The sequence below is a fragment of the Immundisolibacter sp. genome, from assembly GCF_041601295.1.
Classification (GTDB): domain Bacteria; phylum Pseudomonadota; class Gammaproteobacteria; order Immundisolibacterales; family Immundisolibacteraceae; genus Immundisolibacter.
The window spans coordinates 1-14058 of record NZ_JBFIII010000082.1 but is presented as its reverse complement, the minus strand read 5'-3'; the positions used below and the strand labels follow the sequence as shown (position 1 = coordinate 14058).

At 64.4% G+C, this 14058-nt stretch carries 15 protein-coding genes; 9 read left to right on the top strand and 6 right to left on the bottom strand.

What is annotated here, in order from left to right; translation table 11 throughout:
- Window positions 1-116: 116 nt before the first annotated feature.
- The 4 genes from ABZF37_RS10920 to plsY form a co-directional block, all read right to left on the bottom strand.
- Window positions 117-434 carry a type II toxin-antitoxin system MqsA family antitoxin gene (locus tag ABZF37_RS10920; RefSeq protein WP_372719808.1) on the bottom strand — a complete coding sequence of 106 codons (318 nt, stop codon included), beginning with the start codon at window positions 432-434 and terminating at the stop codon, window positions 117-119.
- The gene (locus ABZF37_RS10915; protein WP_372719806.1) at window positions 358-639 is read right to left on the bottom strand and encodes a DUF4258 domain-containing protein; all 282 of its coding nucleotides are present in this window, start codon (window positions 637-639) and stop codon (window positions 358-360) included. Before ABZF37_RS10915 ends, ABZF37_RS10920 begins: the two co-directional genes overlap by 77 nt.
- 73 nt (window positions 640-712) lie before the next feature.
- On the bottom strand, window positions 713-1201 hold the full coding sequence (locus tag ABZF37_RS10910; protein ID WP_372719804.1) for an EVE domain-containing protein: 489 nt from the start codon (window positions 1199-1201) through the stop codon (window positions 713-715).
- Window positions 1198-1812 carry a glycerol-3-phosphate 1-O-acyltransferase PlsY gene (gene plsY, locus ABZF37_RS10905; protein ID WP_372719802.1) on the bottom strand — a complete coding sequence of 205 codons (615 nt, stop codon included), beginning with the start codon at window positions 1810-1812 and terminating at the stop codon, window positions 1198-1200. The genes ABZF37_RS10910 and plsY overlap by 4 nt, the downstream gene beginning before the upstream one ends.
- Before the next feature lie 47 nt (window positions 1813-1859).
- Here plsY and ABZF37_RS10900 point away from each other — a divergent pair, with 47 nt between their 5' ends.
- From ABZF37_RS10900 to ABZF37_RS10875, 6 genes are all read left to right on the top strand, one after another.
- Window positions 1860-3017: a class I SAM-dependent methyltransferase gene (locus ABZF37_RS10900; protein WP_372719800.1), complete on the top strand. Its 1158-nt coding sequence runs from the start codon at window positions 1860-1862 to the stop codon at window positions 3015-3017.
- 243 nt (window positions 3018-3260) lie between these two features.
- Window positions 3261-4508 (top strand): Rieske 2Fe-2S domain-containing protein, encoded by a 1248-nt coding sequence (locus tag ABZF37_RS10895; protein WP_372719798.1) that lies wholly within the window; start codon window positions 3261-3263, stop codon window positions 4506-4508.
- A 10-nt stretch (window positions 4509-4518) separates the two neighbouring features.
- A complete protein-coding gene (locus ABZF37_RS10890; RefSeq protein ID WP_372719796.1) occupies window positions 4519-5028 on the top strand; it encodes an aromatic-ring-hydroxylating dioxygenase subunit beta in 510 nt (169 codons plus the stop codon).
- A 167-nt stretch (window positions 5029-5195) separates the two neighbouring features.
- The gene (locus ABZF37_RS10885; protein ID WP_372719794.1) at window positions 5196-6371 is read left to right on the top strand and encodes a thiolase family protein; all 1176 of its coding nucleotides are present in this window, start codon (window positions 5196-5198) and stop codon (window positions 6369-6371) included.
- Window positions 6372-6381: 10 nt separating this feature from the next.
- Entirely contained in the window at window positions 6382-6801 is a 420-nt protein-coding gene (locus ABZF37_RS10880) for a Zn-ribbon domain-containing OB-fold protein (protein ID WP_372719792.1), read from the top strand.
- A 44-nt stretch (window positions 6802-6845) separates the two neighbouring features.
- Complete coding sequence (locus ABZF37_RS10875; RefSeq protein WP_372719790.1) at window positions 6846-8420, top strand: class I adenylate-forming enzyme family protein; 1575 nt, start codon at window positions 6846-6848, stop codon at window positions 8418-8420.
- 60 nt (window positions 8421-8480) lie between these two features.
- Here the strand turns inward: ABZF37_RS10875 and ABZF37_RS10870 are convergent, their stop codons facing one another.
- Window positions 8481-9107: a glutathione S-transferase family protein gene (locus ABZF37_RS10870; protein WP_372719788.1), complete on the bottom strand. Its 627-nt coding sequence runs from the start codon at window positions 9105-9107 to the stop codon at window positions 8481-8483.
- Window positions 9108-9295: 188 nt separating this feature from the next.
- Between ABZF37_RS10870 and ABZF37_RS10865 the strand changes: the two genes are divergently transcribed.
- From ABZF37_RS10865 to ABZF37_RS10855, 3 genes are all read left to right on the top strand, one after another.
- Window positions 9296-10495, top strand: a complete 1200-nt coding sequence (locus ABZF37_RS10865; RefSeq protein WP_372719786.1) for an aromatic ring-hydroxylating dioxygenase subunit alpha — start codon at window positions 9296-9298, stop codon at window positions 10493-10495.
- Window positions 10492-10821, top strand: coding sequence for a hypothetical protein (locus ABZF37_RS10860; RefSeq protein ID WP_372719784.1), 330 nt, complete (start codon window positions 10492-10494; stop codon window positions 10819-10821). The genes ABZF37_RS10865 and ABZF37_RS10860 overlap by 4 nt, the downstream gene beginning before the upstream one ends.
- A 68-nt stretch (window positions 10822-10889) precedes the next feature.
- The gene (locus tag ABZF37_RS10855) at window positions 10890-11507 is read left to right on the top strand and encodes a cysteine hydrolase family protein (protein WP_372719782.1); all 618 of its coding nucleotides are present in this window, start codon (window positions 10890-10892) and stop codon (window positions 11505-11507) included.
- A 72-nt stretch (window positions 11508-11579) separates the two neighbouring features.
- Here the strand turns inward: ABZF37_RS10855 and ABZF37_RS10850 are convergent.
- The coding region (locus tag ABZF37_RS10850) for a DUF3418 domain-containing protein (RefSeq protein ID WP_372719780.1) at window positions 11580-14058 on the bottom strand (2479 nt) is incomplete at its 5' end.

Below are 14058 nucleotides of genomic sequence, written 5' to 3'. Positions count from 1 at the left end.
GGGGCTGGCCCTTAGAGTCGATCCTGCCGCACTCGCAGAGGGACATACTGAATCGTTCAGCGGTTCCTTAATCTATCTGTAAGGTTCCGGAAAATTTTATCGGGTCACTCACCAAGCTACGCATCCGCAGCCTCGAAGACAGCCACCGGCACTGTGCGATTGACGGCAACCGATTGGCGCAATGCTTTGATACGTTCGATCTCGTGCAGGGTTTGTGCGGAGAAGTAAGACTCGCTGCAACTCGGGCACGACCACATGGGAATGGCTTCGATGACCAGCAAGGTAGCGCCTTTGCCGAAGCTCCGCGTGACGTGCTTCAACTGGACGGTGGCACTGCCGCAATAAGCGCAGTGTTCCTCAACAGAGATAGACGGTGACGACAATGAGCTTGCCGGTGATCCCGACTTTGACGACGGTTTCGGCAGCCGTGCCATCGAGCGTGACGCCTGTGACGACGCACTTGACTTCACGGGTTTGGGGGTCACGCTGGCGCGCGGCGATTTGCCCCGTGAGGATGATGTTTTCGAGGTCGAGGATGGAGAGGTGGTCATCTTCAAGCTCTTCGGCGGCGTGGGTGGAAACGACGTAATTCAGCGTGCGTATCAGGTGGCGGAACTGGCTGATTGTTGGTGGGGCCATGAGCATCAGTGTACGAAATCTGGCACCGGAACGTAGGTCTCATGTTCGTTTGGTCCGAGGTTTGATTGTGAGCTTAAATCGGTTTATCGAACCGTCCGTCATGACCCTGCGCCATCCGCAGAATGACCTCCCACGCCGACTTCTCCACCGGCATCACCGACAATCGGTTCCCCCGCCGCACCAGCGGCATTTCGATCAGCGCCGGGTTGTCGCGCAGTTCGGCCAGGGATATGAGACGCGGCAGTTTGCGTACCAGGCGCACGTCGACCATGAACCAGCGCGGCTTGTCGGGGGTGGAGGCCGGATCGAAGTATTTGCTCTCTGGATTCCACGAGCTGTCATCCGGATACGCCTCGCGAACCACTTCCACGATGCCGACGATACCCGGCGGGTCGCAGTTGGAGTGGTAGAAAAAGGCTTGGTCGCCAACCTGCATGGCGCGCATGAAGTTACGCGCCTGGTAGTTGCGCACACCGTCCCAGTGCTCGGTGGCCTTGGGTTTGCCGGCCAGATGGTCGATGCCGAACACGTCCGGTTCGGATTTGAACAGCCAGTAGTTCATGGGGTGCTCGGGGCGGTTTTTTTGCGGCCGATGCGGCTTTCCGTGCCGGCGCGCAGGCGGGCGATGTTGTCGCGGTGGCGCCAGATGAGGATGGCGGCGATCAGCAGCGTGGCCAGTGCCAGCGCCGGTTGGCGCGTCCACAAAAAGGTGTAAACCGGCGTCAAGCCCACGGCGATCAGGGCAGCCAGGGACGAATAACGCGTGACCGCGGCGGTAGCGAGCCAGGTAAGGCAGGTGGCCAGGCCCACCGGCGGGCTCATGGCCAGCACCACGCCAAGGGTGGTGGCAACGCCCTTGCCGCCAGCGAAGCCAAAATAGAGCGGGTACAAATGTCCGAGGAAGGCGGCGAACATGACCGCCGCCAGGCCCCACGGCGGCAGGTGCAGTGCGTGGGCCAGCAGCACCGGCAGCACGCCCTTGAGCAGATCGCCGGACAGGGTAAGGAACGCTGGCCATTTGCCGCCGATGCGCAGCACATTGGTGGCGCCGGGGTTGCGGGAGCCTTCGGCGCGCGGGTCCGGCAGGCGCAGCAGGCGACACACCACAATGGCAGCGGACAGCGAGCCCAGCAGATAGGCAACGACAGTGACAGCCAGGGACAGAATGAACATACGGATGACCGGGATGGAAGGTACACAGATAGTAACGGTGCCGGGCCGTGGATGACTTGCCCGCCCCCGCCGCCGACGCGCTGGCGCTGTCGGCGCAGCTCGAATCGCGCGTTCACGAAGCGCTGGCCGCGACTGGCGGGCAACTGGGTTTCGAAGCCTATATGCAGCGGGCCTTGTACGAGCCGGGCCTGGGCTATTACGTCAACGGGCTGCGCAAGTTCGGGGGCGGTGGCGATTTCGTTACCGCGCCGGAGCGCTCGCCGCTGTTTGCCCGCGCACTGGCGCGGCAGGTGGCACAGGTGCTGACCACTGTGCAGGACGGCGACGTACTGGAATTCGGCCCCGGCAGCGGCGCGCTGGCAGCCGAGTTGCTGGCGGAACTCGATCGGCTCGGCTGCCTGCCGCAGCGCTACCTGATGCTGGAGCTCAGCGCGGACCTTAAGCAGCGCCAGCGCGAGGCCATTGCCCGAGACGTGCCGCATCTGGCCGAGCGGGTGGCGTGGCTGGAACATCTGCCGCAGCAGTTCGAGGGCGTAATGATCGCCAACGAGGTGCTGGATGCGATGCCGGTACGGCGCTTTCGGCGTACAGCCAATGGCCTTGCCGAACTGTATGTGATCAAGGCTGGGACCGACCTGCGCCTGGTGGAGGGCACACCACAGGATGACCGGTTGGCACTGCGCCTGGAGCCGCTGGACCTGCCCGACGGTTACGAATCGGAAGTGAATTTCGCCGCCGAAGCCTGGGTCCGTACTGTATGCGAGCGGCTGCAGCGTGGCCTGTTGTTGCTGATCGACTACGGCTATCCGCGGGCGGAGTACTACCACCCGCAGCGCCACACCGGCACCTTGCAGTGCCATTACCGCCAGCGCACCCATGGCGACGCGCTGCTGTGGCCGGGCCTGCAGGACATCACGGCGCATGTGGATTTCACGGCCATGGCGCAGGCGGCGGTGGCGGCCGGCGCCACGCTGGCCGGCTTTGCCAACCAGGCGCAGTTCCTCATCAATTGCGGCCTGACACAGCTGCTTGAAGCGGTCGATCCGGACGATGCGGGATACCTGGACCTGGCCTTGCAGGCGCGGCAGTTACTGTTGCCGCAGGCCATGGGCGAGGCTTTCAAGGCGCTGGCGCTGACGCGGGCACTGGACGGACGTGACGGTTTGCTCGGCTTCGCCAGCGGCGATCGACGCCACCGCCTGTGAGCTGCCCCCCGGCAACTATTGACGCCGGTCAGGATGACGGCTGTGGTGATGGTCCACTTGAGGCCGGCGGCCGTTAGAATGCATGTCAACTCTGGCCCGATGCGCGCGGGAGTCCGCCAGCCCACGGACGGGTACGGGTGGTGCGTACCGCACCCGATACGCGCGTTTTCGGTCAGACCTCGGGGCTGCCCCTGGCGGTCCCATTCGCCGGCTCTCAGGCCGGCATTGCGCAGGAGCATGGGCATGCGTATCGAACGTCTTTCCCCGGCCAGTTACCGGGAGTTGATCCAGCCCGATCGCGTCCACGGCTCGCTGTATACCGAGCCATACGTGTTCGAGGACGAGCTGGACAAGATTTTTTCCCGAGGCTGGGTATTCGTCGCGCACGACAGCGAGCTGCCGAATCCGGGCGACTACATCACCCGCACCGTCGGTCGCCAGCATTACCTGGTCACGCGCGCGTCGGACGGCGCCGTCAACGTATTCATCAACCGCTGCCAGCACCGCGGCAACCTGCTGTGCAACAAGCCCGCCGGAAATGCCAGGAACTTCACCTGCCCCTATCACGGCTGGACCTTCAGCTTGAATGGCGAGCTGCAGGACGTACCGCACGCCGGCGGTTTCCAGAAGGACTGGGGGCACCATGGCCTGGAAGTGCCGCGCAGCGGCCATTACCGCGGTTTCGTGTTTGCCAGTGCCGCGCACGACGGAATTTCGCTGGACGACTATCTTGGCCGGGCCAAGGAGCTGATCGACCGCGCCTGCGACCTGTCGCCGGACGGCAAACTGCGCCTGACCGCCGGCTGGGTGCGTCACCAGTATGATGCCAACTGGAAGATGCTGCCCGAGAACGACACCGATGGGTACCACGTCGGTTTCACGCACCAGTCGTTCACGCGCGCCATCCGCTCGCAGTACGACAGCTTCGTGTCGGACGAAAAGCAGATCAAGGGCGTAATTCGCGACTGGGGCAACGGCCACACCGAAATCGATTTTGCCGGCGGCTACACCCAGCCACTGGAGTGGCTGGGCACCGGTCCGGACAAAGTCCCGGACTACGTGGCCGCGATGGAAAAATCCTACGGCAAGGAGCGGGCCACCGAGTTGATGCGCCTGGGTCCGCCGCACGCCTGCATCTGGCCGAACCTGTTCCTGGCCGAGATGAACATCGTCATTTTTCAGCCGCTCAAGGTCAACCAGAGCGTGCAGTGGCACACGCCGATGCTGCTGGAAGGCGCGCCGGGCCTGGATTTTCGCCTGCTGCGGCAAAGCGAGGGCGCGCTCGGGCCGGCCTCGTTCCTGGTGGCGGACGATGCGTCAATTGCCGAGCGCGCCCAGCAAGCACTGGAAGCCGGCGATCCGTGGTGCGACCTGAGCCGCGGGCTGGGGCGCGAAGAAACCGACGCCCGCGGCGTGCGCACCTCGCACATGACCGACGAGACCTCGAACCGTGGCTTCTGGCAGCACTACCTGCACGTCATGGTCGGATAAAGGGGCACCCATGAGCACAACAACGCTTGAACAACCCGCGCTCGGCGAGGCCGAACTGCGCGAGGTCACCGGCTTTGTCTATCGCGAGGCGCGCCTGGCCGATGAGTCGCGCTATGCCGACTGGGAAGCCCTGTGGGCCGATGATGCGGTGTACTGGGTGCCGCGCGCCGAGGGCCATGATCCGAACACGCACGTGTCGCATATCTATGACAACCGAACTCGTATCGCCACCCGCGTGCGCCAGCTCCTGACCGGCTACCGCTACAGCCAGGAGCCGGCCTCACCCATGCGGCGACTGCTTTCCAACGTCGAGATCACCCGTACCGACGACGGCTACGAAGTCGGTTCGAACTTTATGCTGATAGAAACCGTGGTCCAGTCCACGCACCAGATGCGTATCTGGGCCGGGCGCACCACGCACCGGCTACGGCGCGAGGACGGCGGCCTGAAAATGGCCTTCAAGAAGGTTGTGCTGGTCAACGGCGACGAGGCCATCCCAAACCTGGCGTTTTTGATCTGACAGTCCTTGACTGGCCGGTAGCAGCGCGCGGCAAGAAGCGCCCGCCACACGCGCTACAGGCCCTGCGCACCGAGAAGAAGCCGGAACCGCATGGTCCGGCTTTGAGGGTTTGAACAGTCCGTCCCGGACTGTTCCGGCCCCTCCCCCACAACACGAGGAGAAACCCCATGGCCAGTAAAAAACCGCTGGCGGCGATCCGTGGCTTTGCCATGTCGGATTTGAGCCGTCAGTACATCGGACCGACCTGGCAGCTTGCCGTCGCTGCCATTCACCGTGCGATTGCCGACGCGGGTCTGAAAAAATCCGACATCGACGGCCTGCTCATCAACAAGAGTCCGGTGGCGACCTTGATGGACCTGCCGATGGACCTGCTGGATTACGCCGGCCTCAAGGACCTCACCTTGTGTGGAGTGGTGGAAGCCGAGGGCTCATCTGGGGTGCAGATGGTGCAGCAGGCGGCGCTGGCCGTGCAGGCCGGCATGGCCAAGGCGGTGGTGTGTGTGTTCTCGGACGCGCCGATCGTGCCCGGCGTCAGCACCCAGCAGGCGTTTGGCATGCCACTGCCACTGATGGGCAAGCTCGGCAGCGAGGCGCCGACCGGCTTATTTGGCCCCGTCGCGGCCTACGCCTTGGCGGCCCGTCGCTATATGCACAAGAACAAACTGACCGAGGACCACCTGGGTGCGGTGGCGGTCGCCTGCCGGCAGTGGGCGCTCAAAAACCCACTGGCGATGATGAAAAAACCGCTCACCATGGAAGACCATCACAACTCGCCCTATGTGGTGGATCCGTTTCACCTGTTCGATTGCTCGTTTCCGGTCAACGGCGCGGTAGCGGTGGTGGTTACCAGCGCAGCCAGCGCTGCCGACGGTCCGCAGCCGGCGGTGTATGTGCATGGCATGGGCCAGGGCCATCGCGGCGTGACCAATCGGCGCGGCTTCGAGAACGAAATCGAAATCGGCGCCAGGCTGGCCGGTGAAGGCGCCTATGCCATGGCCGGTGTCGGGCCCAAGGATATCGACTGCGCGCAGGTCTATGACGCATTCACCTACTGCATCCTGTTGCAGCTGGAGCAGTACGGTTTTGTCGCGCCCGGCGGTGCCGGCGAGTTCGTGCTGGCCGGCCAGACGGCACCCGGCGGCAGCTTTCCGGTCAATACCGGGGGCGGCCAGTTGTCCGGCTACTACCTGCAGGGCGGCACGCCGCTGTCGGAGGGCGTGATGCAGACCCGTGGCACGGCCGGAGAGCGCCAGGTCAAGCACGATCTGGTACTGACCGCCGCCTACGGCGGACGCATGATGTATCACGCCTGCATGATCACCAGCCCCCACGCCAGCCTGTAAGGAGCCCGCCATGTACGACATCACGCGCATCCAGGGCTGGCCGATGCCGGTCCTGAACGAACTGAACCGTCCACATTTCGACGCCATGGCCGAGGGCAAGGTGCTGGTGCAGCACTGCCCGGACTGCGCGACCTGGTTGGCGCCGGGGGCCTTCCTGTGCGAGAACTGCGGCTCGACCGGGGTCCAATGGCGACAGGCCAGTGGCCGCGGCGAGATTTACAGCTATGTGGTCATGCATCGCACCTTCGACCCGGCCTTCGAGGCCATGGTCCCGTATAACGTGTGCCTGATCGAACTCGAAGAAGGCCCACGCCTGCTGGCCAATGTGGTCGGGGTTGCCAATGCCGACCTGACCATTGGCAGCCCGGTGCAGGCCACCTTCGAGTCCGTCGGCGAGGGCTTGCCGCTGCTGAAGTTCAAGCCCGCCTGATCGCGTTCTGACCCCACCAGATCCGCAACAAGGAGACGGCGGCCATGCTGCCACGTGACTACATTGCCCGCTGCGCGGCGCACTACCCGGACAAAATCGCCTATCACGACGGCGACCGGGCACTGAGCTGGCAGCAGATTCACACCCGCTCGGACCGCCTGGCCACCGCTGTGCAGAACCTGGGACTGAAGCAGGGCGATGTGGCGGCCATCCTGAGCCACGAGCACCTGGAGGTCTACGAGCACCTGTACGCGTGCTACAAGACCGGCCTGCTGCGCTGCGGCATCAACTGGCGCTATGCGCCGCGCGAGATGATGCATGTCATTCGCGACAGCAATGCGCGGGTGATCCTGGTACAGGCCAACTGCGTGCCGCTGCTGGCCGACATCCTGGCCGACATCCGCGCCGACGGCAGAATTCTGATCGGCTACGGCGGCGAGCATGGGCTGGAATACGACTACGAGACGCTGATCAACGCGGCGACTGGCGCGCCGCAACCAACTGACCTGGCCGACGATGACCTGATTGCGCTCAGCTACACGTCGGGCACGACGGGGCTGCCCAAGGGCGTGATGCTGACTCAGGGCGCGATGCGCGATTCCATGGTGTACACGGTACTGGCCATCGGCCTGCGGTATGAGGACGTGTGGTTTCCACCCACGGCGTCCGGCTGGATCACCTTCGTGCTCGGCTCGATGAACCTCATGAACGGCATGACCGTGGTGCTGCCCAGCGGCGACTTCGAGACGGTGCGGTTCCTGGAGTTTGTGGGCCGCTATCGGGTGACCTCCACCATCATCGTGCCGCTGATGATGCAGCGCCTGCTGGACGAGTTCGACCGCGGCGATTACGACCTGTCCTCGCTGCGACTGGTCACCTATGGTTCCTCGCCGGCGCGCCCGGCGCTGATCCGCCGCACGCTCGAAACGTTCGGCTGCGAGATGATGCAGTTATATGGCATCACCGAGACCACTGGCGGCTGGGTGAGCTTCCTGCACCACGACGATCACCTGCGCGGCCTGGCCGACCGTCCCGACTTGCTCACCTCCTGCGGCCGCGGTGGCGTGCATATGGAACTGTCCATTCGCGACGACCGTGGCCAGCCGTTGCCGGCGGGCGAGGTCGGCGAGGTGTGGATACGGTCCAGCACCAACATGCGCGGCTACCTGAACCTGCCCGAGTTGACCGCGCAGGCGCTGGTGGATGGCTGGCTCAAGACGCACGATCTGGGTCGGCTGGATGCCCAGGGTTACCTGTACCTGACCGACCGCAAGAATTTTCTGATCATCTCGGGTGCCGCCAACATCTACCCAAGCGTGGTGGAAACCGCGTTGGCCGAGCACCCGGCGGTGCGCGAAGTGGCGGTGGTCGGCGCTGCGCACCCGGAGTGGGGCGAGGCGGTGGTGGCCACCGTCAGCCTGAAGCAAGGCGCCAACGCCAGCGCCGCTGAATTATTGGAGTTCTGCCGGCCACGGCTGGCCAAGTACGAACTGCCCAAGCACATCGAAGTCGTCGAGGACTTGCCCAAGGGCCTGACCGGAAAGGTACTCAAAAAGGACATCCAGGGCTGGTACAAGACCGATCCGCGGCGCCTGCCCTGGGACCCACCGCAGGATTAGCCACCACCGTCGTCGACGCCGCCGAGACCAGTGTCATGGCCAGCGGCAAACGGCAAACGGTCAGGCGACCGCTGGCGTGCCCGCGCGGGCCAGCACAGTACGCCAACTCGGACGTTCTGCCAGCCGTGCCACGTAATCGGTCAGCTGCGGTGGCAATTCGAGCTTCATCTCATTGATCGCATACCACATGTGCGGCAGCATCACGATGTCCGCTACTCCGAACTGCCCGCACAGATAGGCCTGTGAGCCAAGCGCATCGCCCACCAGGCGCAAGCCCGCGATCAAGTCCTGCTTGGCGCGCGTCAGGGCATCCGCGTCCGCCGTTTGCCCAGGGCGCAGCATCACGGTCTGCTCCCGCAGGCGACGGATGCACGGCATGATGGTCACCGGTTGCCAGACCAGCCAGCGCACGGTGCTGGCGCGCTGCGCCGGGTCGCTGGCGAACAGCCGCGCTTCGGGACAGACCTCCGCCAGGTAATACACGATGGCCGATGACTCCCACAGCACCATGGGTCCGTCCACCAGCGTGGGCACCAGCGCGTTCGGGTTCAGGCGCCGATATTCAGGCGTGTGCTGCGCGCCGTGCAGAATATCCACCTGATGCAGCGTGTAATCGGCGCCGACCTCCTCCAACGCCATCAAGGCCTTGCGACTGTTGCCGGACATGGGATGCCAGTGGAGTTCCATACTTCGGTCTCCGTTCGTGAGTGTCGATCAGGCTCGGCACGTTAACGGGTCAGACCCGGCGGCGGCAACCGGCAGTGGACCAAGCGATCGGTAACTGGCTTACTATGGCCCACTCGCAGGTGGCGGGTGCGCACTGCATGCTGGCGACCCGGTAATGACGAACCAGGCGGTTCAGGAGACAACGACCCATGACCAAGCCGGAAGAACGATTTCATACCAAGATCACGACGCAGATGCCCGACATGGGTACCGCTCCGTTGCCGATCGAGCCGTACATCTCGGCTGAGTTTTTCGAAAAGGAGCGGGAGAAGATCTTTCGCCGGGCCTGGCTGGAAGTGGCACGCGGGGAGGAACTGCCGAACCCGGGCGACTATGTCGTTCGCGAGATCGAGGTGCTCAAGACCGCGGTGCTGCTGGTGCGCGGCGATGATGGCGTGGTGCGCGGGTTCCACAACGTATGCACGCATCGCGGCATGGCGGTCGCCATCTGCGACAAGGGCCATGCGAAGGGCTTTATCTGCAATTTCCACGGCTGGACCTATGACCTCGAAGGCCGCCTCAAGGGCATGCCCGGCGAGGAATACTTCCCCAACCTGGACCGCGCCGACTACGGTTTGCGGCCGCTGGCCACGGACACCTGGAACGGGTTCGTATTCGTGCACTGGGAACCAGAACCAAAGATGGGGCTGCGCGAGTTCCTGGGCGACATGGCCACGCAGCTGGACGAGTATCCGTTCGCCCGCTTCAACCACATCGCCCGCTACAGCGCACGGGTCAAGGCCAACTGGAAGACTTTCATCGACGCCTTCCACGAGGCATATCACGTGATGATGGTGCACCGGCACACGGTGCCGGACGCCTGCGCCGGCCAGGAAAATCCCTACGGCCTGCTCAGTTCCGCCCGCATTTACGGCCCGCATCATTCGGGTTCCGTATGGGTGAACCCGGCCCACACGCCCACGCCGTCGGAAACACTGGCCTGGAAGTACGGCATGAGCTTCGCACCCGGCGACATGGTGGACCTGCCCGGCCTGAACCCGGACAACAGCCCCAACTGGTGGTTCGACATCAACGTGTTCTTTCCGAACTTCTTTATCGACGTCGGACCCGGCTGGTATTTCACCTACAACTTCTGGCCGGTATCGGTGGACGAGTCCACCTGGGAGATGAATATCTACCAGCTCGACGCCGAAAGCGCCGGCCAGAAATTCGCCCAGGAGCACACCAAGGTGCTGCTGCGCGACATCCTGTATGAGGATCTGAGCACGCTTGAGTTCGCGCAGAAGGCGATGGGCTCGGGCGTGCTCAAGCACCTGCCGCTCAGCGAGATGGAAATCGCCGTCCGGCACCAGCTGCACACCGTTCAGGAATGGGTGAACCGGCCATGAGCGACACCTCGTTCGCCTTGCCCGAGGGCTATCGGGACCTGGCCTGGTTGGGGGATTGGGCGTTGCCGACCGAGCGTGGGCGCCACGGCAAACGGATCGCCACTCCATTACCCGAGATCCAGCGCGTGTATGACGCCCTGCTGCCGCGTATCGAGCCCATGATCGCGTATCTGGACCAGTTTCCGATCAACGATCTGCCGCCCGCCGAGGCCAACCTCATGCTGCTGGCACTGGTATTCGTGGAGGTGTCCCCATCGGTGGAACTGCTGCACTCGCCGACCGTACCGGATGGCTTCGAGCCGAGCCGGTTCGAGGTACATTTCTAAACAAGCCTGCCGCCCCCCGACGTGGGCACCCTTTCCTTGAAACCCGATCCAAAGCGGAGCTTTACCAAATGACCATCGAAATCGACGTCAAGAAGACAGCCGTGCTGTCCATGGACTTCCAGAACGACATCATCCATCCCGACGCCGCGCTGGCGCAGGCCGCCGGCTTCGCCAAGATGGTGCAGGAGACCGGCATTTTGCCGCGCAGCGCCAAGCTGCTGGACGCCGCGCGCCAGGCCGGGATGAAAGTGATCCACATCATCGTGGAGTTCGGGCCGGATGCTGCCCCAATGCCCAGCCGCGGTGCTTTTTTCCGAATGCTCGGTGCTGGCGGCCCAACCCTGCAGCCGGGTACCTGGGGGGCAAAGATTCATGAAGAAGTGGCGCCCAAGCCGGGTGACGAGATCGTCAAAAAGTCCATGATCAGTGCCTTCGTTGGCTCCAATCTGGACGAAATCCTCAAGAAACATGGCATCACCGACATCGCCATGATCGGCGTGGCCACCACCTTCGTGGTGGAAGGCACCACCTGGAGCGCGGTGGACAAAGGCTATAACTGCATCGTCATCGAGGACTGCGTGTGCGCCGGTAGCAAGGAAGCGCACGACGCCGCCATCCAGACTTCCCTGACCTACCTGACGGATCTGTGCAAGGCTGACGAGTTCATCGCTGCCATCCAGAAATAAGACCCAACGACCCAATCAAAAAAACCCGTCGACGCACCCGCGTCGATGGGGTTTTCTTTGGCCCAAGCACGCCTACCTGCCGGCCTTCGCCGCCTGAAACAATTTCCGGAAACGGGCCACAGACATCGGCTGTGTCGTGCGCAGCTGTGGCGCGAACAAGGCCACGCGCAGTTCCTCCAGCAGCCAGCGCAACTCGACCCAGGCCGGCTCCGCGACATGAGCCACATACTCCTGCCAGAACACCTCCCACAGCGGCTGTAGCGCCTGTCGACCACCACGGTCGGCGCCCGGGTTGCGGCGTGCCCGATCCAGGCGCAGCGTGGCGGCCTCCAGAAAACGGGGCAATTCGACCAGCCACGACGGCGGGGTTTCGACGATGAAGCCGGCGTAGATCAAATGCCCCAGCTGGTCACGCAGGTCGGCCGCCAGCTCAAGCAGCGGCAGCGTAGTGGCGTGACCAAGCTCACGCTCCGTGTCACGCCAGGTACGCAGTGCTTCGCTCACGGCGCGCGCGAGCGTACCGTCGGTCGGTATCAGACGCGCATGCAAGCGTTCAGCCAAGCTTGTGAATTCTCCGCTATCGCGCGGTGTACCCAAGTCGTCCCAAACGCTATCGATAATTGCCCGGTGCAGATCGTGCAGCAGCTCGGCCGGGCTGCCGAGACGCCGATAAAGCGCCGCGGCCGCAGCGAGCGTATCCGGTGTCGGCAGTTCACGCGCCAGGGTGCGTACCAGCAAGGCCCGCACGCCGCCGCGGTGTGCTGCGCTGGCGGTGGCCTGGTCGTCGAACAGTCGCAGCGCGCAGCTATCGCCTGCATCGACCAGCGCTGGCCAGCGCAACAATTCGACGCCACCCGGGCCCGGCAGGGTCACCTGCCGCGGCAACGCGCCAAAGTCCCAGGCGATGATGCCCTCGCGTTCCAGCGCATGGCGAGGGATGGCTAGTACGGTCGGCTCGGGCCCGCCTGCAAACTGTCCCCGCAGCTGCGGCAGATCGCGTCCCGCGGCCAGTGACGCGCCGTGCTCGTCCAGAATTTCGAAACGCAGGCACAGATACGGTTCAATCCGCTCGGACGAGAATGCGTCGCCCGGGCATGGCCGGCCAGTAAGGTCGGACAGTGCTTCCGCAAGGGCCGGTAGCAACGGACCAACGCCGGGATTCAAGCGCAAAAGCGCCTTTGCGGCGAAGTCCGGCGCGGGCACGAACTGGCGACGCAGCGGCCCCGGCAGGCTGCGAATCAGGGCCGTACATTTCTCGGGTAGCCAGCCTGGGATCAACCAATCAAATACGTCGCCGTCAATCCGGGACAGCATCGCGCGCGGCAGGCGTACGGTAATGCCGTCGTCGTCCTGGCCAGGCTCAAAGCGGTAGCGCAGCGGCAGCAACGCGCCGCCGGCGGCAAGCTGGTCCGGATAGACCTCCGGCGTGATTGCTTCGGTACGGTCCTGTGCCAGAAGCAGTTGATCAGCACGCAGACACAGCACATCCGGCACTTGCTTGCGTAGCCAGTGCTCAAAGCGATGTCCATCCCAGACATTGGCCGGCAAGCGCTCGTCGTACAGCGCAAACTGCGCCTCGTCGTCGACCAGCAAAGGCCGGCGGACCTTGGCCTGCAATGTTTCGAGCGCCTCCAGCAGCAGTCGGTTGGCCTCCAGCGCGGGACAATCGGCACCCGGCGCGCCGTCCATCATGACCTCGCGGATGAAGATGGCACGCGCATGCGCCGGATCGATTGGGCCGTAGGCAACGCGGCGGCGGCTGACCAGCGTCAACCCGAACAGGGTCACGCGCTCGAAGGCCACCGGGCGTCGGCTGGCCGGGTCCCATTGCGGCTCGCTGTACTCGCGGCGCACAAGGTGCGAGGCAGCGGCCTCGATCCAACGCACCTCAATGCGCGCCACGGTGCGTGCGTAGAGCCGGCCGGTATCGATCAGTTCCGCCGCCATCAACCAGCGCGGCGGCTTTCTGGACAGCACTGAGCCGGGGAAGATCCGCAATGTAGTGCCGTGCGTACCGGCCAGCTCACGGCCAGATTTGACCCGCCCCCCGCGACTGGTTGGGTCCAGACGGTGCGCGATGCGCCCGAGCAGGCCGGCCAGCAGCGCGCGGTGGATTGTGCCGTAGTCGGCATCCAGCTTGGATGCGCGCAGGCCCATGCCATTGGCCAGCGCGGTGAGCTGGCCGGTCACATCGCGCCACTCGCGCAGCCGCAGGTAGGACAGGAAGTGCTCGCGGCACCAGGCGCGCAGTTTGGACTGCGAGCGGTGCCGAGCCTCCTGCTCGAAGGCCCGATAAATGGAAAGCAGAGTCAGAAAATCCGAACCCGCATCGGCGAACTGACGGTGCACCTGGTCGGCGTGTTGGCGGGCATCGAGCGGCCGTTCGCGCGGGTCCGGCAGGGTCAGTACCGCGGTGATGATCAGCACTTCGCGCAGCGCCCCGGTCTTTCCGGCCTCGATCAGCATGCGCCCGAGCGAGGGGTCGAGCGGAAAGCGCGCCAGCTGGCGGCCGATACCGGTCAGCGCGCCGCCACTGTCAACTGCGCCCAGC

Excerpts from the sequence above, each read along its gene's own strand:
- ABZF37_RS10920 (WP_372719808.1), bottom strand. The coding sequence starts at position 434 with ATGGCACGGCTGCCGAAACCGTCGTCAAAGTCGGGATCACCGGCAAGC.
- ABZF37_RS10915 (WP_372719806.1), bottom strand. The coding sequence starts at position 639 with ATGGCCCCACCAACAATCAGCCAGTTCCGCCACCTGATACGCACGCTG.
- ABZF37_RS10910 (WP_372719804.1), bottom strand. The coding sequence starts at position 1,201 with ATGAACTACTGGCTGTTCAAATCCGAACCGGACGTGTTCGGCATCGAC.
- plsY (WP_372719802.1), bottom strand. The coding sequence starts at position 1,812 with ATGTTCATTCTGTCCCTGGCTGTCACTGTCGTTGCCTATCTGCTGGGC.
- ABZF37_RS10895 (WP_372719798.1), top strand. The coding sequence starts at position 3,261 with ATGCGTATCGAACGTCTTTCCCCGGCCAGTTACCGGGAGTTGATCCAG.
- ABZF37_RS10890 (WP_372719796.1), top strand. The coding sequence starts at position 4,519 with ATGAGCACAACAACGCTTGAACAACCCGCGCTCGGCGAGGCCGAACTG.
- ABZF37_RS10885 (WP_372719794.1), top strand. The coding sequence starts at position 5,196 with ATGGCCAGTAAAAAACCGCTGGCGGCGATCCGTGGCTTTGCCATGTCG.
- ABZF37_RS10880 (WP_372719792.1), top strand. The coding sequence starts at position 6,382 with ATGTACGACATCACGCGCATCCAGGGCTGGCCGATGCCGGTCCTGAAC.
- ABZF37_RS10875 (WP_372719790.1), top strand. The coding sequence starts at position 6,846 with ATGCTGCCACGTGACTACATTGCCCGCTGCGCGGCGCACTACCCGGAC.
- ABZF37_RS10870 (WP_372719788.1), bottom strand. The coding sequence starts at position 9,107 with ATGGAACTCCACTGGCATCCCATGTCCGGCAACAGTCGCAAGGCCTTG.
- ABZF37_RS10865 (WP_372719786.1), top strand. The coding sequence starts at position 9,296 with ATGACCAAGCCGGAAGAACGATTTCATACCAAGATCACGACGCAGATG.
- ABZF37_RS10860 (WP_372719784.1), top strand. The coding sequence starts at position 10,492 with ATGAGCGACACCTCGTTCGCCTTGCCCGAGGGCTATCGGGACCTGGCC.
- ABZF37_RS10855 (WP_372719782.1), top strand. The coding sequence starts at position 10,890 with ATGACCATCGAAATCGACGTCAAGAAGACAGCCGTGCTGTCCATGGAC.